The organism is Shewanella sp. SM32, from assembly GCF_025654235.1.
GTDB classification, from domain to species: domain Bacteria; phylum Pseudomonadota; class Gammaproteobacteria; order Enterobacterales; family Shewanellaceae; genus Shewanella; species Shewanella oncorhynchi.
Map to the genome: position 1 here is coordinate 20,265 of NZ_JAKKRO010000042.1, position 22,746 is coordinate 43,010.

At 46.5% G+C, this 22,746-nt stretch carries 13 protein-coding genes; 5 read left to right on the plus strand and 8 right to left on the minus strand.

Features of this window, described 5'->3' with window-relative positions; translation table 11 throughout:
* Positions 1-151 precede the first annotated feature (151 nt).
* Positions 152-1,186, plus strand: a complete 1,035-nt coding sequence (locus tag L5M10_RS16095) for an aldose epimerase family protein (protein WP_263255583.1) — start codon at positions 152-154, stop codon at positions 1,184-1,186.
* A gap of 133 nt (positions 1,187-1,319) precedes the next feature.
* Here L5M10_RS16095 and L5M10_RS16100 read toward each other — a convergent pair whose 3' ends face one another.
* Complete coding sequence (locus tag L5M10_RS16100; protein WP_105251357.1) at positions 1,320-1,724, minus strand: hypothetical protein; 405 nt, start codon at positions 1,722-1,724, stop codon at positions 1,320-1,322.
* 490 nt (positions 1,725-2,214) lie between these two features.
* Entirely contained in the window at positions 2,215-3,216 is a 1,002-nt protein-coding gene (locus tag L5M10_RS16105) for an NAD(P)H-quinone oxidoreductase (RefSeq protein WP_263186710.1), read from the minus strand.
* A 409-nt stretch (positions 3,217-3,625) separates the two neighbouring features.
* On the opposite strand from L5M10_RS16105, the gene L5M10_RS16110 reads away from it, so the two are divergent.
* The gene (locus L5M10_RS16110; RefSeq protein WP_173246999.1) at positions 3,626-6,742 is read left to right on the plus strand and encodes a M9 family metallopeptidase; all 3,117 of its coding nucleotides are present in this window, start codon (positions 3,626-3,628) and stop codon (positions 6,740-6,742) included.
* Between the two features lie 158 nt (positions 6,743-6,900).
* Here the strand turns inward: L5M10_RS16110 and L5M10_RS16115 are convergent, their stop codons facing one another.
* From L5M10_RS16115 to L5M10_RS16130, 4 genes are all read right to left on the minus strand, one after another.
* Complete coding sequence (locus L5M10_RS16115) at positions 6,901-8,718, minus strand: sel1 repeat family protein (protein ID WP_317630145.1); 1,818 nt, start codon at positions 8,716-8,718, stop codon at positions 6,901-6,903.
* Positions 8,719-8,917: 199 nt separating this feature from the next.
* The gene (locus L5M10_RS16120; protein WP_263255585.1) at positions 8,918-11,989 is read right to left on the minus strand and encodes an efflux RND transporter permease subunit; all 3,072 of its coding nucleotides are present in this window, start codon (positions 11,987-11,989) and stop codon (positions 8,918-8,920) included.
* Entirely contained in the window at positions 11,989-13,203 is a 1,215-nt protein-coding gene (locus L5M10_RS16125) for an efflux RND transporter periplasmic adaptor subunit (RefSeq protein ID WP_263200661.1), read from the minus strand. The genes L5M10_RS16120 and L5M10_RS16125 overlap by 1 nt, the downstream gene beginning before the upstream one ends.
* A 295-nt stretch (positions 13,204-13,498) precedes the next feature.
* Entirely contained in the window at positions 13,499-14,854 is a 1,356-nt protein-coding gene (locus L5M10_RS16130) for a leucine-rich repeat-containing protein kinase family protein (RefSeq protein WP_263255586.1), read from the minus strand.
* 210 nt (positions 14,855-15,064) lie between these two features.
* Here L5M10_RS16130 and L5M10_RS16135 point away from each other — a divergent pair, with 210 nt between their 5' ends.
* Positions 15,065-16,498 carry a LysM peptidoglycan-binding domain-containing protein gene (locus L5M10_RS16135; RefSeq protein WP_263255587.1) on the plus strand — a complete coding sequence of 478 codons (1,434 nt, stop codon included), beginning with the start codon at positions 15,065-15,067 and terminating at the stop codon, positions 16,496-16,498.
* Between the two features lie 176 nt (positions 16,499-16,674).
* Here L5M10_RS16135 and L5M10_RS16140 read toward each other — a convergent pair whose 3' ends face one another.
* Positions 16,675-17,796 carry a sterol desaturase family protein gene (locus L5M10_RS16140; RefSeq protein WP_263255588.1) on the minus strand — a complete coding sequence of 374 codons (1,122 nt, stop codon included), beginning with the start codon at positions 17,794-17,796 and terminating at the stop codon, positions 16,675-16,677.
* Positions 17,797-18,047: 251 nt separating this feature from the next.
* Positions 18,048-19,418: a DUF4397 domain-containing protein gene (locus L5M10_RS16145; protein ID WP_168825581.1), complete on the minus strand. Its 1,371-nt coding sequence runs from the start codon at positions 19,416-19,418 to the stop codon at positions 18,048-18,050.
* Between the two features lie 372 nt (positions 19,419-19,790).
* On the opposite strand from L5M10_RS16145, the gene L5M10_RS16150 reads away from it, so the two are divergent.
* Complete coding sequence (locus L5M10_RS16150; protein WP_263255589.1) at positions 19,791-22,502, plus strand: DEAD/DEAH box helicase; 2,712 nt, start codon at positions 19,791-19,793, stop codon at positions 22,500-22,502.
* An 80-nt stretch (positions 22,503-22,582) separates the two neighbouring features.
* A partial coding sequence (gene tnpA, locus L5M10_RS16155; protein WP_411569281.1) for an IS66 family insertion sequence element accessory protein TnpA occupies positions 22,583-22,746 on the plus strand: 164 nt, incomplete at its 3' end.

Here is a 22,746-nt window from a genome sequence, read left to right on the forward strand (position 1 = left end):
CTTAAACCAAAGACAACCGAATAGAGTGACTACGCCGTCGATAACATACGAATTCATCACTGAACTTTATGCTGTTGATGGCAAATAATAGGGTTAACATACTAATTTAACACAATAAGCAGTGAGCATATTCAACACAGAGGGAAGCTAAATGGTACGTTTCAGTGTTTTGGATCCTTGGACAGATCCCCGCGGCGGTGAAATCGAACGGGTTCGGATCGACAATGGCATACTCGCATTAGAAGTCATCAGCTTAGGCGGTATTATCCGCGCTCTGTGGACACCTGATAAACACGGCGAACGTGCCAATATCGTCTTAGGTTGTGATAGCGCTGAAGATTACTTGACCCAATCGGCTCACTTAGGTGCCATTGCAGGCCGCTTTGCAAATCGCATCGCTAACGGCAAAATGCACTATCAAGGTCATGATTATCAATTAGATGTAAACCAAGCGACTAACTGTTTACACGGCGGCCGTGAAGGGTTTAATCGTAAAAACTGGCAACTAGGTCAACTCCCCGATGGTGTGCGTTTGACCTTAATGAGCCCAGATGGCGACATGGGTTTCCCCGGTAATTGCACGGTTCAGTTGGATTACCGCCTCGCAGGCAATAATTTGTACGTAGAAATCTTAGCCTCGGTGGATAAAGCCTGTCCCGTTAGCTTAACCCAGCACAGTTATTTCAACCTCGATGGTTCAGAGACCAATCACGAACATCTGATGCAAATCGATGCCAAGCGCTATCTCACCATGAATGATGTCAGTGTTCCCACTGGTATTGCCGATACAACTGGGTCGATTTTCGATTTAAGTCAACCGATACGCTTAGGTGATAAGCTGCATGCCGCTGAACTCGCAAGCACTCGCGGTTATGATCACTGTTATATGATGAATAATCCCGATGGCTCACTCGCCCGTTTTGGTTGTTTAAGCAGTCCTGTGAGTGGCCGCGCGATGACGGTTTATACTAATCAACCGAGTGTGCAGCTGTACTGTGCTAATTTTTTAAATGGCACTGTAGGTCGCAATCAACAGGTATTAAATCAACATCATGCTGTGTGTTTAGAGCCGCAGATGCTGCCAGACTCACCGAACCAAGGCGAGCGCTTTGGTGATGATGTTTGGTTAGTGCCAGGCAAGGTTTATCACCACATCAGTCGTTATCAGTTCGATGCCAATGCGTAGCCATTCGCAATAAAAATTGAGAAAACGAGGAAAGCGCGGTTTAGCAGAAGGGAATAAATAAAGCGATAAGGAATAAAATAAACACTACTTTATTCCTTACACTCACAGTGTTAGCCCTTAGGCCGACACTGTGTTAATCATCAAAATCATCGCCCCAATCATCGTCAAAATCCACGCCAACGGCATCAGATTCGACTTCTGGTTCAACTTCAGGCTTCGCCTTACGTACAGGCGCAGTTTCCTTCACGTTGTTCAAGTCAATGCGAGCTTGATGTTTACTCATAAATTGAGATCTTGCCGCCTTCCATGCACCACCAAACTTAGCCTCAGCAGCTTTTAACGCAGCCTCATCTAAGTCGTATAGGTTCACTTTGACTATATCTTCCACATACTCAATGATCGCATCGCGATCGGTATTGTATAGGTAGATACGTCCTGGGGAGGCATCGGGCAGCTGGTTGTCATGGACGACAATCGCGTTGCCTTTCGATGTTCTCAGCTCACCATACCAAACCTGTTTCTTTGCTGTGTTATACATATATGCTAATACCCTTAAATCAACACATACACCATGAGTTTTTTAGCCTGAATAAGCGAAGCATCGCTTGCTTTGATCCACGAATAGCGCCTGAAAGTCTCTGACGTTTTCAACTGGGTATTTTTACAGAATATTTCCGATAATCAATGCCTCATACCATGAAATTTTCACTAATTACGTATTAATTTCTGCCAAAGTACCCAAAAAGTTTAATCATTAACGACTTTAGTCTAAAAAATCGACGCGGCAAGTTTTATTCCCAAGAAAAAGCAATCATATCTATGGTGTTTGATGAGTCATCAACGTTAACAATTGGAGGTTGCTGTAAAGTTAACCATCAAGGTTATCCATGAGGATTTAATTACAGCGCTACAAACTCATATTTACCGAACAATGACTAAGCCACTATGATGTCAGAATGTCTTCTAGATTGACTCGAATGGCAGCGACTTAAAGCAAATATGTCGCTGCAAAACCAAGTATGCCTAGCTCAAACGACAGTCAGTATTACTTTACCCCTGTGCTCACCCGACTCCATCAAAGCATGGGCTTTAGCAGCCTGTGCTAATGGAAAGGTTGCAAAAATATTGGGGACAATTTTATGGGCGTTTAACAACGGCCAAACTTTCTCCAATAATTCAGCGGCAATGGCGGCTTTGGCCTCCACGCTCTGCGGTCTTAGGGTCGACCCTGTCCACATGATACGTTTTGCCATCAGGCGGAAAATCTCAACCTCGGCTTTAGGCCCCCGTTGCATGGCTACCGACACCATACGCCCGTCCATCGCTAAGGCTTGTAAGTCGAGATTGATAAAATCGCCACCCGCGATATCAAATACCACGTTTACGCCCTTATCTTGAGTGAGTGCCATCACAGGTTCAACAAAGTTTTGAGTACGATAGTTGATGACTTCAGCGGCGCCAAGGCTCAAGCAATAATCGCGTTTCTCATCCTGTCCCGTCGTCGCTATTACTTTTGAACCCAGTGCACTGGCCAACTGAATAGCCGTACTACCAATGCCACCTGAGCCACCGTGGATCAGTACCGTCTCGCCCGCTTTGAGTCCCGCACGCATAAACAGGTTACCCCATACGGTGAAGAAGGTTTCTGGCAGCGCTGCTGCCTGCACATAACTAAAGCCCGTCGGGATCGGCAAACAATGGGCAGCATAGGTGAGCACATACTCGCCATAACCGCCGCCCGGCACTAAGGCACATACCTTATCGCCAACTTGCCATTGGCTCACGCCGTCACCGAGGACACAAATATCCCCAGCAACCTCAAGACCAATAATCGGTGATGCACCCGGTGGCGGTGGATACGCGCCCACCCTTTGTTTAACATCGGGGCCATTCACTCCTGCTGCATGTACGCGGATCAACACTTGCCCCGCCGCAGGGACAGGCAAAGGCGAGCACGATAGCCGCATCACCTCGGGCGCCCCAGGTTGCTCAACATGAATATGGGTGTACTCGCTTGGTAAAGCTGACATAAAAGCTCCTGTGAGAATGGCACCAACCTAATAGCAGATTGCTATGCTTAAACGGTTCATTTACTAAACCTTAATGCGGCTAAGCTAGCGCAATTTCAAGCCAAATAGCCACAGTTATTCCATTCTATATTCCATCGCACTCAATCAAGCGACTGACGTTAACCATTTGAACTGAAAGCTGAACCTAAGCTGAACAGAAAAGATGTATCAAAAAAATATTATGACAAATACTAGATATATTAAAAACTTACAGCCATTATTCTGAGGCATTATTTGCTGGCTGCGATGTTTGTCGCGCTATTGTTATCACGCAAATAATCCAATGAGGTTTGATGCAAGTCTGTGTTAAATGCATCAAATAACGCCCAAGGAAGATCTGCTTTGCAGACTAGATAACTACGGATACACAATGAAAAACACACTACTCTTCGCAGCAATTAGCTTAGCGATTGCAACTCCCGTTCTTGCCCATAACACTCATGCAAGCCCCCCATTAGGCAACAACACACCAAACAGTTCACCAGCTCAACCCGTCCCGCCACCGCCCTCTGCACCGATTAGCTTAATTGAATCACATAGACCGCTACTGCGGGAGACGCCATTGATGGCATCCCCCAATGATCCGACGATGACAGAGCAGCCTAAGATTCATTCGCGCCAAAAACGTCAGATAGAGGTCTCGGAGCAACCCCCACTTAAGTTGCAGAATCGTAGCGCCGCGATGCAAGTCAGCGACTGCAGTGACTTTGTTGGGAAATCAGGTCAGGCACTAGTCAATGAACTGAGCCAATCGACACCCGAATGCGTCGGTAAGCTCTATAGCCTCAAAGGCAGTGCTGCGACCGCGCTATTTAGCGAGGCCAATGTGATCAGTGTGGCTAATGCCATTGCCGCTAAAGCCAAGGACTACACTGGGGTCGATGTTCAGCATCTTGAGTCCCATATTTACTTTGTCCGCGCGGCCCTTTATGTGCAGTTTTACAGCCCAAATGATGTGCCCGCTTACAGCAATGCTGCTAAGGTCAGCTTAAAATCTGCCCTTAATGCGTTATTTGCGAACGCTGCGATTTGGACTGTCTCCGATGACAATGCTGGCGTGTTGAAAGAAGCCTTAATCCTGATTGACTCAGCCGAGCTCGGCGCCGAGTTTAATCATGTCACTATCAAAGTGCTTACGGACTACGACGCTTACTGGCAAGCCAGTTTCGCCATGAACGCCGCAGCAAACTCAGTGTTTACCACCTTATTCCGCGCCCAATGGAATGATGACATGCAGGCGCTGTTCGCGCGTGATCAAGGGATTTTAGATGCGCTGAATAACTTCCAACTCGAACATCGCAACTTGTTAGGCACCAATGCAGAGTACCTTTTGGTCAACTCAGTTAAAGAGTTATCTAGGCTGTATTACATTGATGCCATGCGCCCGCGAGTGACCCAGCTGGTCAAAAACATCCTCAGCAGCACCAGCAAAACCGAACCGAGCAAAGTGCTTTGGTACGCGGCGGCAGAAATGGCAGACTATTACGATCGCAGCCATTGTAACGATTACAATATCTGTGGTTTTAAGGCGCAGTTAGAAGCCGATGCTTTACCTTTTAATTGGAAATGCTCCGACAGTCTCAAGATCCGCGCCCAAGATCTCTATCAAGATCAAGCCAAGTGGGCCTGTGATGTGCTAACCAGCCAAGAAAGTTATTTCCACAGTAAACTCGAAACGGGCATGCAACCCGTGGGGCAGGATAACAACGATGACTTAGAGCTAGTGATCTTCGGCAGTTCGTCTGAGTATAAATCCTTAGCCAACAGTATATTTGGTATCAGTACCGACAATGGCGGCATGTATTTAGAAGGCTCACCCGCCGGACTCAAAAATCAGGCACGTTTCATCGCCTATGAAGCCGAATGGCGCACGCCGGATTTCCACGTCTGGAACCTGCAACACGAATACGTACACTACCTCGATGGACGCTATAACCTGTTTGGTGACTTTAGTCGTGGCACTTCGGCCAATACCATTTGGTGGATTGAAGGCCTCGCGGAATACATCTCTTACCGTGACGCAAACCCTGCGGCAATTGCCATGGGCGAAACCGGTGAGTTTATGTTATCGACCATCTTCAAAAACAACTATGAATCTGGCCAAGACCGCATCTATCGCTGGGGCTATCTGGCGGTGCGTTTCATGTTTGAACACCACAGGGACGATGTGAGACAGATTCTGGCCTACCTACGCAACGATCAATATGCAGAATATCAAGCCTTTATGGATAATATCGGCACACGTTACGATAACGAATGGCAGGGTTGGCTCGCCAGTGGTTTAAGCACGGCTGACGATGGCATAGTCGATAAGGGCCCGAGTGATGTCGACGCTGAGCCTAGTGGCCGCGAAGGCAACTGGACAGGACCAGCAGGCACTATCAGTAAGGATTACTCGCCTTGCCAAGTGACTAACGAAGCCTACCGTTACACAGAATCGGCCAGCCTGAAAATTGATGTGCCGATGGAATGTATCGATTCAAAACTCGGCCGCGCCAGTTTCAGCTTCACCAATACCGATCGCACAGCCCAAGAGCTTTGGATCAAGATTGGCGGTGGTTGGGGGGATGCCGACATTTATTTCGATTCTAGAGGCTGGGCAAGCCCTGAGCAAAACCAAGGCGCTGGTATCGGTAATGGTAATTATCAAGTGATTAAGGTGCAGTTAAACCCTAACGAGTATTGGCACTACATTACCTTATCGGGGGACTTTGGCGGCGTCGATATGCAAGTCAGCACCACTGAGCTATTTGCTGATATCGACCCCGATCTGGGGGATGGCGGCGTGGATCCTGAGCCACCAGCCAATTGCGGCGCAGCGACCTTAGATTACGGTAAGCTCACCCTAGGCAAAAATGAGTGCATCAGTGGCGGGCGTAACAGCTTCTACTTCTGGGTTGAGGAAGATGATACCCAGTTCACTATCACCACTAAGGGCGGCTCTGGGGATGCCAATATTTACTTCAATGCCAGTCAGTGGGCCGACGCAGATAATGCCGATGCAAAGAGCTCTCAAGCAGGAAATCAAGAATCGCTTAGCTTCAGCGCCAATCGTGGCTGGCGTTATATCACGATTGATACTGCCACTGAGTTTAGCGGCGTAACACTGACCTTAAGCACAGGCACGAGTAACACACCCGATCCGGTGCTCATTGCCAACGCCTGCGCGACGCAATCACCCTTAAGTTATGGTGAGCTCAGTGCTGGCAAAGCCATTTGCACCGCCGATGGGCGCAACGATTATTACCTTTGGGTACCAGAGGGAACTAATCAGCTAAGCATCAACTCCGCCCACGGCAGTGGTGATGTTAGCCTGTTTTCGGGGACGACTTGGGCGAATGCTCAACACTTCGATGCAGCCTCTGTGACACCCGCCAACACGCGGGAAAGTATCACAGTCAATGCACCAAACGTGGGTTGGTATTACATCACAGTGCAGAGTGAGCCCCAGAGTGCGGGAGTCGCACTGCAGGTTGATTTACGCTAGTTTGATGACTTGCATCGCTTAAGTAAGCAGTTTTAGCCATTACGCATAAATCAAGCATTTGAATAAATAGCAAAATCCCTGCTTCTGCAGGGATTTTTATTGAAGATAAGCTGAATAAGCGACACTGACGTCATAGAGTCTTTAGCGGCAATACGTTATTAGCGCATCCCTTCGAGCAATTGCACTCTCTCCTTGGCCCTTGCTGCATAGTCGTTTGAAAACCGCTCTGCCATTTCAATGCTCTGCTGATAAAGCGTTAACGCTGCTTTTGCATCGGCCGGTCCACCCTCGCCTTTATCTAACAGGGTTGCGAACTGGAAGTAAGCATTGCCTAGAATATCCGCTTGCAAGCCTTGTTTGGCACCCAAGGTTGTCACTTTTTCTAACCAGTATCTCGCGTTAACCGTATCTCGATAGGGTTCCAATAACAGGATATTGGCAAGTTCAGCGGCGGCGTAAAGATCTCGCTCGGCGGCAATTATCCAAAACTCCTCGCTCTGCTCAAAGTCCTCTTTAAAGTAGTAATAGGTTTCGGCGGCATCTCGCGCTAAATCAGGTTGAGCTTTAACGCTTTGGCGATAATTTTCCAATGCCGTTGTAGCATTAAAATAGGGCGAACAAGATAACACTTGATAAAACGCCATCAGACTTCTTGCCTCAGGCAACCCTTGGTCAACTAGCTGATTTAACTGCTGCCATGCTTGCGTTTCACGAACCTTATCCGCACCTGTATTAACCAAGCCACGCTCGATAACCGATAAAGGTAAACGGATTAACTCAAGCTTTGCCGCGTTATCGCCAAAACTCGCGGCGCGCTCCAGCCAATAGATCTTTTCATCGGCACGCCCCGCGTAACCCGCTTGATCTCGCATCCAATGCAGCGCCTCAATATCGCCAGCTTCAGCGGCTTCACGGTAATATTTCTGTGCCTTAATTTTATCCTTGGGTAAGGCGTGCCCAAGCTCATAGATACGTGCCAAGAAGCGCTTATCTTCGGCCTTGGCACTCTGAGCTAACGTCTTGATTTGAGATTCAGGTTTACCATAGGCATACAATTTCACATCACCGTTAGCATAAGTATATTGAGTACCATCGGGATAATTCACCTCAACCGTATCAGGCTGATACCAAACATTGACCTCATACTGTTCGGCAATCTGTGGATTAAAATTCACCCGCATCACAGCCTCATCACCGCGACGAACCGCTTGAGTATAAGGACTAGCCCATAGGCTAGAAATTTGCTGCAAACTACTTTTCAGCCTAGCCTCGAAGGGTTTGTCTTCCTTAGGAGAATGAATAAATACTGGATAGTAAACTGGTGCTAAAGATAATGGCGTAGTCGCAAGCAACGAATTATCCGCCTCGCTACCCGCATAAATTGGATCGATATTAAGTTCATGACTTAAATAAAAATCATCGTGGGGTGACACTTGAGTCGGCAACGTCGTTTGGCTAGCAACTTGTGCCGCATCCACAACAGAAGTGCGCTGCAACTTAGCAAGGTATTGTTGTTTAAGTGCTTTAGCCCTTTGCCACAACGGATGGTTCGGCAGTATTGTCACATCGAGCATTAAATCCTCAAGCCGCCACTGACAATCGCCGCCACCGTTCAAAGCTAAGGGCAGCGAAAACTCACTCGCTTTGCTACCACTGCTAATCACTTGTCGCAGCACTGAGGTTTCTTCGAATGTCGCGCGGTAGGGATTAGCAATATCACCACTGGGAAAACGGATTTCCTTTCGGGTACAAACAGATGAAACGTAATAACCGACAAGTTCTAATTGCGTATTAGCAGGTAATACACCAACAAACTCGAAACGCGGACTGTCTACAGGTGCAGTCACTTGATCGACGGGCAACTCACTACGAAATAAGGAATCCCAAAAAGAGGCCATGGCGGGAGAGGCAAACATCAATCCAGCCGAGCAAGCCAAATATAAAAAAGCCCTATGAAAGCAATGTAACAAACTCATAATGCCAGCTCTCCGTCGCTGATGAGGCAAATCCACTCGCACTTAAACACTCGCTTAAATACAACAAAGATCATTAAGTTATCGACAAAAAATTAAGCCAACGCGTTTAGCCGTTGGCTTAAATCATAACGTATTTACAGGCAAGTTGAACCCATGCCTCTCAGCCTAGGGGCGATAAACCCAGCGCATAAAACTCAACTTAAGCACTTCGCAGTCTAGCAAGCACATCCTTGGCCTTCAATTCAGCCATAGCGACATAGGCCACAGGCACTACAAATAACGAGAAGAAAGTGCCCGCTAACAGACCTCCGACTAAGACTAAACCTATGTTAGCTAACCCTAACGAGCCCGGTCCCGATGCCAAGGCTAAAGGAATCGCACTTAAAATCATGGTTAAAGACGTCATTAGAATCGGTCTTAAACGAGATTTGGCACTGCTTCGCGCCGCCTCAATCGCACTCAAACCTTGGTCTTGTTGCTTATTGGCAAACTCCACCAGCAAGATACCGTGTTTAGTCACTAGCCCCACTAAGGTTAATAAACCAATCTGCGAATAGATATTCACACTCTGGCCAAACAAGGCTAAGGTCAATAAGGCACCGACAATACACAAGGGCACAGTCAGTAAGATAATTAAGGGATCGACAAAACTTTCGAACTGCGCAGCCAAAATCAAATAGATAAACACCAATGCCAGCAAGAATAGCGACTGAGTGCCCGCCTGCGAATCCATAAGATCCTTTACCACGCCATTGTATTTAAAGCCTTGGGCATCATTAAGCAATGTCGGCAATTGTTCATCTAAGTAGGTTTTGATTTCATCAGTTGAATAACCGGGCATAATATCTGCCGTCAATTCAGCGCTATCAAGACCCATAAACGTCTTAATGTTAGATTCTGCCGTAGTCTGTTTAATCGACACAAATTGCGACAATGGCAGTGCTTGCCCAGATTCTGAAGTGACATACAGCTTATTCAACACTTTAAAATCACTCAGTTTGTCTAAGTTTACTTGCACTTGAATAGGATAAGTAAAACCATCGGTAGCATGTAAGTCCGCCGCCTTCACTGAGCCAAGGAAGGTAGAAAGCGCATTAGTGACATCACCATAACTCACACCTGAGAGGATAATGGCGTTGCGATCGATAGACAGATCGTAGCGTAGTTGATCCCTAAGCACTGAGTTACCCACGTTATTCAGGCCAGGATAATCCTCGAGTAACTTTTGCACTTTGGCGGCGGTTTTGCTGAGTTCGTCCTTATTCCGATCTAAGGTCGTCAGCTCTAAACGCAAGTTATTGGCAATATTAAGATTATTCGCTGAGCGAATGCTAAACGACATGTTATAGGCAGAAACGTTTTCCTTTGATGTTGTAATCAAGTCGCTGATCACATCATCTATACCCTCACTGCGCTCACCCCAAGGTTTGAGTAGTACATGGTTCACTGGCTCTCCCTCGATATAGGACAAGTTAGCCCCAACCGCGGGATGCTCATCCATCACGCTATTAAGCTCAGCATTGTGATTGAGATGATACTGCCGACCGACACCGGTAGGACCATTAGACGCCACATCAATAAAGCCAGAGTCCTCCGCAGGCAAGAGTATTTTGGGTAATTGCCAGTAAGCAATACCCGCAAGACCCACCAAAACCACAGCCGCGCCAAACATCAAACGCTTGCGAACAAACCACTTATTCAGCTCATTGATATACAAATGATTTAACTGCTGCAGCGCATTCTCGACTCGGCTAAACCATTTAGGGTGTTGCTCAGTGGTATTGATAAGATAAGCGCTCATCATAGGCGACAAAGTTAACGCCACCACGCCAGAGATCATCACGGCCGCTGCTAAGGTAAAGGAGAATTGCCGAAACAGATCGGCGGTTAAGCCCGACATTAATCCGATCGGCAGATACACGGCGGCGAGCGTTAACGTCATGGCAATGATAGGGAAAATGATCTCCTGACAGCCTTTAATCGCCGCATTGAAAGGCGTTTCACCGTTTTCAATATGGCGATAGCAGTTCTCGACCACCACAATGGCATCGTCCACCACAAGGCCAATGGCCAAAATAATCGCCAGAATAGTCAACACATTGATACTAAATCCGAGCGCCGACATCACAGCAAACACCCCAATCACGCACACGGGAATGGTAATAATGGGGATCGATGCCGCCCGCAGGCTACCCAAAAATAACACTACAATCAGCGAAACTAAGATCACTGCTTCAATCAACGCAGAAAACCCTTCGTCGATGGAGGCTTCAATAAAATCAGCTTGGTTGTAGGCCAAGTTCATTTCTAAGCCTTGGGGTAAATGTTTTTGCATGCGTGCAATTTCGGCTTTAATGTTCGAAGCCACTGTCACTGGGTTAGCGTTGCTCAGCGGTAAAATCTGCAATGACATTGCACTATGTCCACCGATAGACAACATACTCGGCGACAGACTTTCCTCGCCCATCACCACATCGGCAACATCGGACACACGGATGATCTTACCCTCGCTGACCTTAATCACCAGATCCTTCACGTCTTCAAGCGTTTCAACTTGATTCAAAGGGTTAATCGAGAAATCCCGCGACTTACCTTTGATCGCGCCCGAGGTAAAACTGGCATTGTAGGAGCCTAACGTGCCCACCACATCGGCAGCTTTAATATTCAACGCCTTCATTTGTTCAGGATTGAGCCAGACTCTGACCGCCTTTTGTGAGCCGCCATAGGGCCCCCAAACAGCACCAACGCCTTGAACTTGTTTGAGTTGCGGTACTAACTGCTGGCTAATGTAGTCGTACATAGCCTGCTTTTCTATGCCTCCCGCGTTCACAAAGGTGATGATATTACTGGCAGAATCTGTGGCCGAGGTATCGTCGGTGACTGTGGGCTTATCTATCATGCTCTGGGGGAAATCGTTAATCCCTTCGACGCTGCTACGCAACTTGTTCATTAAGTTGGTGTATTCAATATCGCTAGCGTCATCATTGAATTTAATCGTTAATGAGCAACGCCCCTCGCTACAGTCGGTCGACATAGTATCGACTTTATCTATGCCCGAAGCCGCAGCAATCAACTTATCGGCCACGTTGCTCGACATAAAATCGGCGCTCGCCCCTGCAATCGACGCATTTACAGATGCCGAGTGGGTGGTATGCTCAGGGAAGTATTGGATATCGAGTTTTTGAAAGGCAATCAAGCCCAGTAACACAGCCATAATACTGAGTACGGAGGCGAAGATAGGATGACGAATACAGACTTCGGGTAAACGCATTATTCAGCCACCTCAATATTGGGAGTAGCGCCTGAATCAGCACCTTTGTCAGCACTTGATGTTGCCGGTTTATCTGCAGTGTTTCTATCCTGCACGACTTTGATCTTGCTATCAGACTTGAGGTTTTGCATACCCGTTTTAACGACTAAATCGCCTTCGGCTAAACCTTCAGTCACGACGGCATAACCGTCATTCGTATTTTGAGCGAGTTTAACTACTTGTTTTACTACGCTATCGCCCTGCACTAGCCAGACAAAACGTTCATCGTTATTGGCAATAATCGAATTTTGCGGCACTAACAGACGTTTAATCCCCAGACTATAGAACTGCTTAATGTTGGCGAACATGCCAGGAGCAAGCTTAAACTCAGGGTTTTCAAGGGCAGCATGCACTTCAACCCGTCCTGAGCTTTCATCTACCGCAGGGGCAACATAGTTAACTAACCCTTTGAATACCTTATTACCATAGGCCTCAACAGTCACATTCACCTTTTGGCCCTTTTGCGCCTTGCCTAAATCCTTCTGACTGATGGCATAACGCACTTCGACCGGATTTAAACTATAGAGGGTGACTAAGGCCGTACCAGCACCAATTTGACTGCCGATAGACTGACTAAAGCTGGTCAACTGACCATCGAAGGGAGCCTTGATCAGGTAATCGTTCATGGTTGCTTGTTTCTGGCGAAAATCCGCATCGGCCAGATTCACATTTTCCCGTAGCTCATCCACATCTTGCTTAGCAAGCGCAAAGGGTTCTTTAATCAGTAAATCTTCGATACGCTCCAGCTTAGTTTTAGCCAGTGCTAAGGTGCTCTTGGCTTTGTCTAAATCAGCCTTGGCTTTAATGTTGTCCTGCTCGGCAATCACTTGACCTTTAGTCACTTTGTCGCCGTTACTAAAATGAATCGCGCTAATTTTTTCGCTAGCATTAAAGTTCAGCGTGGCTGAATCGATAGCGTTGATTTTACCGACTTCATTCACTACATCGGCAAAGGACGTTTCTTTAACGGCCTCGACCGTCACAGGGATGATGTCGACCTTGTCCGCCGACATCACGGCCATAGGGGCTAAAGCGAAAACACTCGCCAGTAGAAACGGCAAAGGCGCGAATAAGGGCGCCTTTGGGAGATGATGGGGATGGCTTTTTAATGAAATATCGCATGCACTGCGTGCTTGTTCAGTTACTCTTTGTATAAACAGCGTTCGTGTAAACATAGTATGCAAACCTATCGTTCTTACTATTCAACGGACATCCTATCCGACAACAGCAAACCGGATTGAACCCAAAACTAATACCAAGTCCCCCAAAGTGCCTGTTTCAGCAATTTGAGGTTATTTGGGTATACAGCCTATAGGCTTAATCCCAGTCAGTGCCAGTAAAAACTCGGTTACACAACCAAACAAAACAATAACTTAACGATAAACTTAATAGTGAGCACTTAAATCACACAAACAACCATAAAATACAGCAAACTTGAAACAAGTGTAGAGCCAGCCTATTAGCAAGCCACTATTTACCTTTTAACAGGGCTCCGATGGTCTTTTTCACGTCTGCAAAACAGGGGCGCTGAGCCACATCTAACTGCATGCACTCGTCTTTAATCGCACTCAACTGTGTGTAGTACAGAGGGCCAATCGAGGCACTCACATAGGCAGATGCATCCACATAGGCCAACAGATCTTCAATCAAGCAACCAAGCGCCCGCACTTCAATAGCTTCTATCGCTAAGCGTTCTGCTGTCGATAGATTGCGTAAGTTTGATGCCGCACCAAAATCCCCAAACAATAAGCTCATCTGTTGATTAACCATAATATTATGGGCGTAGACATCACCATGGCTTACTTGTTTGGCATGCATGTGCGCCATTGCATCGGCCAACTGGTGTGTGATTTTGGCGACTTCATCAAGGCGAAATTGGCTACCGTCTTTAAAGGTATCGCGAGTGCAGGTGACAAGACTTGGTGGTAGCCCTAAGTTACTAAACCCTGGCGGAATAAGTTCCATCACTAAACCCAATTGATCTTTCTGGCTAATGTGCGCCACGACCTTAATAAGGCTGGGATGATCACCCGTTGTGAGACAGCAATCTAACTCGTCAGCGGGATAACCATCGCTCGTCACTTCACCCTTAAAGAGTTTTACCGCAATCTGCGCCGCCCCCGTCGCGGCTATCATGGCTTGATTCAACCAATCGCCTCGATAAATGACCCCAGAAGCCCCTTCGCCAAGCTTCTCAGCCAACTTGATATCACCTAGAGTCACATTCGCCACTGTGGCCACATCGGCGTGGGGATCAACTAAGGTATGGCTGAATGGATTTCCCGCAAAGGCGAGCCAAGTCAGTTTGGGCAAACTGAGTAACCAAGCTGGCAGTGCGTGGAGTTGATTGGCCGATAAACGCACTAACTCTAAGTTGCGGCAATTAGCCATGGACTCGGGCAAGGCTGTTAAACGGTTACCCGCTAAGGCTAATTTTTGCAGACGATGTAAATCGCCCATGGCAGCAGGCAACGTCTCAATGAGGTTATCGGTTAGGATGAGCCAGCGGGTTTGCAGCGGTAATGCCGCCGCAGTCACTGTTTTGATTTGATTGGCCTTAAAGCCAATCATCTCTAAATTTGTGCAGCGCCCTAATGCCTCAGGCAAATGTTCAAAGCGATTATTCGAGGCGAAAATTATCTTTAAATGCGATAAGCGGTGTAAATCCTCGGGCAAAGTGCTCAGTTGATTATTCGATAAATCGAGGATTTCGAGGGAATCGGCTAAATCAAAAATCTCCCGCGGGAACTCGGTTAAATCCTCAACCAATTGTAAACGTGTGATCCCTTGTAACTGCCCTGCCCTTAACTGCGCTAACGTCTGCACTTTGCTACCCAAGTTAATGAAAAATCGCGGCTATGGTAGCGTATAAATCGACAAAGCTAAACGCAGGATCTGCAATCAAAGGGCGGCACAATTGGCCTTAAGACAACTTTGATACTATAGGTAAAACTTGGGGGAGCTATCCAGAAACTCGAAAACAGATTAGCATGTGCACCAATATGGAATGCCCAGTCAACTCATCACAGGACAATCATGCGGACACATTTTCGCCAAACGCACTCTTTTACAGTGCTTATGCTTGCCATGCTAATGGCCCTACTGAGCGGTTGCGCTACAACATCAGCAAGCCCATCAACCACTGAATTCAATGCCACAGCAAGTGATGTCAGTAACGATAACGACCACTCGCCACAACAGCATCAAACACCACCCGCAGTGATTGAGCAGTACAGCGATGTGTGGGAAAAGATCCAACACGCCAATACCATTGATGTCCATGATGATGCCGAAGTACGTAAACAGCGTAACTTTTTCGATGATAAACAAAAATTTATGAATCAGGTTGGCGATCGCGCCGAGCCATTCTTGTATTACATAGTCAGCCAGCTCGAAGCGCGTAACATGCCATTAGAATTGGCGTTATTGCCCATAGTCGAAAGTGGCTATAACCCTTTAGCACAAGCTAACGGCCCCGCAGGACTGTGGCAAATGATCCCTGCTACTGGACGTAATTTTGGCTTAACGGTGAATTCAGCCTACGATGGCCGTAAAGATGCGCTGGCCTCAACCGATGCAGTGCTCGACTATCTACAGCACCTATACGACACCTTAGACAAAGACTGGATCAACGCCGTCGCCGCCTACAATACCGGTGAGCTAGTGATCAAAGCCGCCATTGATAAAAACAAAGCCAAGGGCAAACCTACGGACTTTTGGTCACTGGGTATCCCCGCTAAGCGAGTACAAACAGTCCCTAAGTGGCTGGCATTTATTCAGATTATTCGAAATCCCAACCACTACGGTTTAAAAGTCCCTCCTATTGCTAACCGCCCTTTCTTGGAAAGAGTGCCAGCACCTAATGGCGTAGATATTGGCCAGATTGCTAATGCAGCAGGGCTCAGCAAAGCAGAATTTAAAACCTATAACCCAGGCTTTCGCCAAGGTGTAATCCCCAGCAAAGGTAAATATCAAATCGCCTTACCACTGGAAAACATAGGTCATTATCAGGAAAATCAAGACAAGCTCTACGCTCAAAAACGCTATGACAGCCAAAGCTATATCGTCAAATCTGGCGACAGCCTAGGCACAATCGCAGCCAAGTTTGATATGTCAGTGAAAGCATTAAAACAGGCCAACAATCTGACATCTGACCGCCTAAAAATCGGCCAAGAGCTCACACTGTTAACGCCAATGGCAGGCAATGATAATGAGCCTGAACCCACTAAAACCAAGGCGAAGACAGATAAAAAAGTGAGCAATAAGTCGTCGACCAAAGCTAAAGTGACTACCTCAACATCGGCCGATAAACCTGCAGTAAAAGCGACCACTTACAAGGTGAAATCTGGTGATTCGCTGGATAAAATCGCCCGTAAGAATAAGGTTAAACTGGCTGACTTAATGAAGTGGAACCAGCTCAATGGCAAAAGCATTATTAAGCCAGGCCAAGAACTGAAAATTTCCGAATAACGATTGTAGTTTGAACGGCAAAAAGCCCAACAAAGCGCGGTTCCCAAGCGCTGTGTTGGGCTTGTTTCTATCCCAATATCAGAGTTAACCGCCACAGTTCAGCGTTACTGCTCAGTTGACCTAACCAATGCTCTCGGACAATCATTCCAAAACAAACCACTCCAATTGCAGCGCCATTATTTTGTGTCTTTCTTCGCTAAACCAAGGGGATACAATTGCTGCTTAAACATGCCAACAGGCATGTAATCGCCCACGACACCATATTGCTCTGGCCACTCTTTCTGACCTCGAACTGCAGTCCCAAATAGGTAATCTAAAAAAGAAAAATGGGCAGCATAGTTACGGTCGATTGCCGCCTTATCGGAAGCATGGTGCCAATGGTGGAATTGCGGACTGACAATTAAGTAACGTAGCCAGCCAAAGTTAACCTGCACATTGGCATGGTTAAAGACCGCCTGCACGCCAACGATAATCACATAAATACTGATGATGTCTTTGGAGAATCCCAAGATAAAAATCGGCGTGAGCACTAAACAACGGGTAGCAATCAACTCAAACATATGTTGCCTTGAGCCAGCCAACCAATCTAAATGTTTCGCGCTATGGTGCACCGAATGGAAGCGCCACAGGAAAGGAATTTCATGGTAGGCACGGTGCGCCACATATTGCATTAAATCGGCGACCAATAAAATCAACAACAGTTGCAACACAAAGGGCAGACCCGCGATAAAGCTTTGCACTGTGCTGGAAATGGCCCAAGAAAAGCTCGACTGCACAAATTGGTTTGCCACCAATAATACAAATCCAATCGCTAAATGATTCACCAGAAAATGATTCAAATCCCCTTGCCACTCGGGTCTCAATATTGGCTGTTCAGGTTTATGGGGTAACCATTTCTCGATAAAAATGAAAATTAAGGTTGAGCCTAATAAGTCTAAAATAAACCAATCCAAACCCAGTGAGACCTTATGATTGGCAAAAGGCTCGACCTCGACTTGATGGCCACCGAAGGCGATCGCTAAGCTCACAAATACCCAAGCCACAAAGCCAAATCGTTTATTTTTATTTCGAATAAAATTCAATAAACCTAAGCTGCCCGACACCACTAAGGCGACAAATATCAAACTACGAATAACATCGACGTTATAGCTTTGGCGTAATTCGGGAGTGGTGAGATATTCGGGGAAATGAAATGCCAATACACCCAGAAACGATAATATGGCTAACATACACGCTATGGTGCCGCTGATACTGCCTTCACCAATTTGGAAATGGCCGTCTTTAAATCCTTTACTCATCACAGTGAACTCCTTTTCCTATATTGCTCGCGTTATTCACATCACAGCGTTATCCACATCACAGCAATGCTCGGCTTAATTTTTGCCGATCAGCCTACATTAACCCCGCAGCCACAATCAATAAAAAGTGAATGCTAAGACAATAATGCTCAATCTACTAAGCCCACTAAAACGAGCACACAAAAAAACAGCCAAAAAAAGCGCTACCTAAGTAGCGCTGTTTTATTAGAGCCGTTCACTCACCTTAGCGGTTAGATCTTAATCAAGTTATAACCAAAGCTAGTAGAAGGATCTTTATTCAGCACCATAGTCACATTGTCTTCATTGCTGAAATCCATTAAATCGGATGCATAGACAACGGTTTTAGTACCGTTTTCCACAGCGATAACTTTAATAGAATATTCGCCAGCTGGCACAGTCACTGACTGAGGGCTCGCAGGATTGACCGCGGTGATCTTATTTACAGCCGTTTCAATCGTGTCATTTGCCTTTAAGAAATACACGGTTAGATTGCTTTTATCGGCAAAACTCACAATGTCGAACTTAAAGCTATAGGGACTTGGCGTCTGAGTTTGCTTCATCTCCATCGCCTTTACTTGGCTGCCCTGCTCGGTCGTTTGCTCATAGATGAAGATGGTTTTAATGTCATCTTGGTTAAGGGTGATCAACACGTTATCGAGCAATTTATTTTGCGTACCGTGGTCGAACACACTCACACCAAAATCATTAAACTCAGCACCTTGATAGCTAGTCACCCCAAAAGATGGCACTTCGCTAAACAGAGTATCTTGCTTACTGCTAGCCACTTTCACATCGATAATGTGCGAACCTAAACCGTTAAAGACGCGATAATCGACACTCGCTTCTAATGCCACATGGTTGCGAACATTGGTGGTTGAATCGACACTGTCCAAGGTGATTTTTGAATCCGAAGCACCAAAACCTTCACGGATGATCAGCTTATAAGGCACCTTAGAACTGAATTTAATGTTCGCCGTTGTATAAGAAACATTGGTTGTTCCCGCTGGTGCGAGGTAAACCTTATATTCACCCGTATCCATCACTTGCGGCTGCGACACTTCACCATAAGCCACACTGCCTAACATCACGGCATCGGCAAAGGTTTGGGTCGACTTAGAAACATAAGCGTCAAAGGCTTGGGCATGAACTGCAGTATTGGCAATCAAAAGCTGCATTTTACTGTTTTCAGCCACTTCGTTGAGCTTATCGAGTTCAGTGCGAGAATAGTTGATATTAAGTAATTTAGGTTCGGTAAAATCACCATGTAATACAAAGAAATGGTCCGTTGCAACTTTCAAATCGATATTTTCTTTATAAATAGAGATATCTTTATCAGAGGCATCCTTAGCCATCACTTCAATCGCAGTCACGCCAGCCGTCGACGTAAATCGCGGCATAGTGTCCCCATAGATCACACTTTCATAGGTTTTATCGGCAACTTTGAGTGCAGTAGCAGTGCTTCCAGCTGAAGCATTATAGAATTGCACATAGGTGGCATTTTGATCTGTGCCCTCTTCATTATTATCATCTGAGCCACATGCCGTTACCGCTAAACAGGCAACAGCCACCGCAGCGAATCCCTTTAGCTTACTTTTTATCATTGTTTCCCTCATTAGCAGACAAAAATTCAGTTCAATCTACGCAGTTATACAATGACAACAATGGCAATTTCCACTAAAAACAAAAACAAATATTTTACAAACCCAAACACTTAACAAACATTTCAATAACACAGCAAAAAGTGATACAAACCACACTTTTCAGGCCCTTAATTGATACAAATGCGGCTGCTGATACTTTTGCTCGCCTCTCAAAAATTCTGCTCCAGTGGAAAATGGCTGATCTATCGAACACCTCTCTTTTAGGCTTAAAGCGACTATGGATAAACTATCCTCAGACGGTACAAACCTTGTTCGACTAATGCGATTAGGTTACTCTCGCATCGCCAATTAAGCCTTTGGGATGGATAGGATTTGCAAGGGATTCTCAACTACTACAAACAATGTTTTCAACACGATAGTGCTGAAATCAATCTCTGGTCTAGCCACAAGCTTGCCGAGCAAGATCAGCTATTACTCCAACATGAAGACGAGTTAAGCAGTGGCTTCCTACCCCGCTTGCCAGTACCATTTGCTCCCGCCAGTGCATTACTAGCACGTAGCGCTTTGTATTTACGCGAAAAGGTATTATTGCACTGCTGTCTGTTTTTCTGCGGCACAGTCGACCTTAATGGCGAAAAACGTAAAGTCGTGACGCCACTGCTGTACCGCGAATGCCAATTACAGGCTGACGGCGATAATCTCTACCTAGAGAGCAATAACACTCTAGCTGGCAGCGGACCATTCACTATCAATGAAGCTCTATTAGAAAAATTAGTCGTTGAAGGACATAGCCTAAGCCAAGATTTACGCGATAATCCAACGGATGTCAGTGGCTGGATATCTTGGCTGCGGGCGGGCCAAGCCGATGTTGATACCAGTCATTTATTGCATTTTCCCAAGCTGATCGATGAGGCTGAATTCACTAGCTTATGCCGTAAACGTGGGCAGTTTCTTGTCAGTCGAAGCCAAATCATTTTGGCAGAACGTTCGATCGCGAGTCGGGGCATTTTGCACGAACTCGACAAACTAATGACAGCGCCAGAACCATCAGCACCGCTTAAAGCGCTATTCGCAGAAACACAACAAACAACATCAATCAGCGCCAGTGAAGACACACAAGAGGCTTATCTTCCTGGGTTATTAAGCCGCGCGCAAATTCAGGCCTTAAAGATTGCGGCCAATCATACTTTGGGGCAGATCTCAGGCCCACCGGGAACAGGTAAGAGTTACACCATAGCTACAGTGGCAGCAGAGCAGGTATTAAGGGGTAAATCTGTCCTCATCGTCGCCCACACCGATGTAGCTGTTGATGTGATTGCCGATAAATTGCAACAACAATTCCAGCTAGGGAGCAGCCTTATTCGAGCAGGCTCGCCGCAGTTTATAAAAGTCCTTAAAAACCAGATTGATGAAATGCTCCATGGTCAGCATCCTGCATCTGATGAAGCCGTCTCGGATAGGTTGCTACTCAATGCAAAACAACAACTTAATACCGTGACTCGTCAGCAAGTCAAAATGGAAGCGGGCTTTATACGTCATTGCCGCCATGCCATACGTCGCGGCCAAAAACTGGCGACCTTACAAAAAGGACAATCCCGTTGGCGCTTAGGATTTTACAACTGGGCTTACCGTGCAGGTATCAAAAGGTTTGCCCAGCAATGGAATGAACTCGATAAATTAACGGCCCTCATCACGCAAAAAGAAGACTTAAGCCTCAAATACTTACAATTAGCAACTCACTATCGATTAAACCAATTACTCAAACATAAGCGCAGTACGCTGGTGAGTTTTGCCAGTGCGTTACGCGCTCGGCAATCCGCTAAGCAACTCGACGGCTTCTACAAGACGGATTTTGATGCCTTAAAACAAACCTTTCCCATTTGGTTATCTAGCCTTGCCAGCTTGCATAAAGTGCTGCCCATGGAGCAGCAAATGTTTGATTTAGTGATTATTGATGAAGCCACACAAGCCAATATTGCCGCATGTTTACCGGCCTTGCAGCGAGCAAAGGCGGCACTGGTGGTGGGAGATAGCAAACAACTGCGCCATTTCTCGTTTTTATCCCGCGCAAAACAAACTCAAATCCAGACCCAACTCGGACTCGCCCCGGATTGTCGCGGCCTAATGAGCTACCGTGATGCCAGTATGCTCGACTTAGCGTCACAGTCCCTCGCGAGCCAATCCCAAGTGGTATTTTTAAATGAGCATTTTCGGAGTAAACCTGAGCTGATCCAATTTAGTAATCAGCAGTTTTATCAAGGCATGCTGAAGATTATGCAGCACAGACCTTGCACAAGTTCAGGGCACTTACACAGAGTCCACGTTACTGGCAGCCGTGATAGTAAGGGAATTAACGCCATAGAAGCGGAGGCATTAATTCAAAAGTTAGCTCAACTGATTGATGAACAAGAGAATGTATTAGTGCCCTCCAGCATTGGTGTGCTCTCCTGTTTTCGCAATCAAGCAGAGTATTTATCCCAGCAGATCCTCACGCGCTTTAGCGCACAACAACTCGAGCGTCACCACTTACGGATTGCCACGCCCTTTGGTTTTCAAGGGGAAGAGCGCGATATTATGCTGCTGTCGTTTAGCATTACGGCCAACGACAGCCGAGCCGCCGTGTATTTAAATCGAGCCGATATGTTCAATGTCGCCATCACCCGCGCTAAACAAATGCAGTGGCTATTTTTATCGGTACAAGCGCATGAACTCCCCAACAATAATTTACTGGCAACTTACTTAGCATCGGCGGGCCAATTTCAAGCGGCACACAATTATGTCGATTCCCTCGATACCTTCGGCCAGTCTGTGGCACTCGCGATTGAAGCAAAAGGCATAACAGTCTGGCGCGCCTACCATATGGCGGGGCTAGAACTGGATATTCTGTGCCGCTATGGTAACCAATATTTAGCAATAGATTTAATCGGTTACCCAGGGCCTTGGGCGGACTTTTTCGAGATTGAACTGTATAAACTGTTACAGCGCGCGGGGATTAAACTTATCCCCGTCAGCTACGGGCTATGGTGCCAACAGCGAGAACTTTGTATCCAACATATTTGTCAGCAATTGGGAATAACACCGTAAGCGTAACGCCAACCACACATTCCAATCCTAACTGATCAACTTTACCCTGTCTGCCATTATCAACTGCCAGGGTAATCATCATGCACCGTACCAAAGAACAATGGCTGGCCTTGTTTGCCGAGCAAGCCCAAAGTGGTCTCACCCAAACTGAATTTGCAAAACGTCAGGGCATCATTCCTACATATTTTAGTTATCGCAAGCGTCAGTTGTTGGCGTTTCAGGATGATGACGGTGGCTTTGTTGA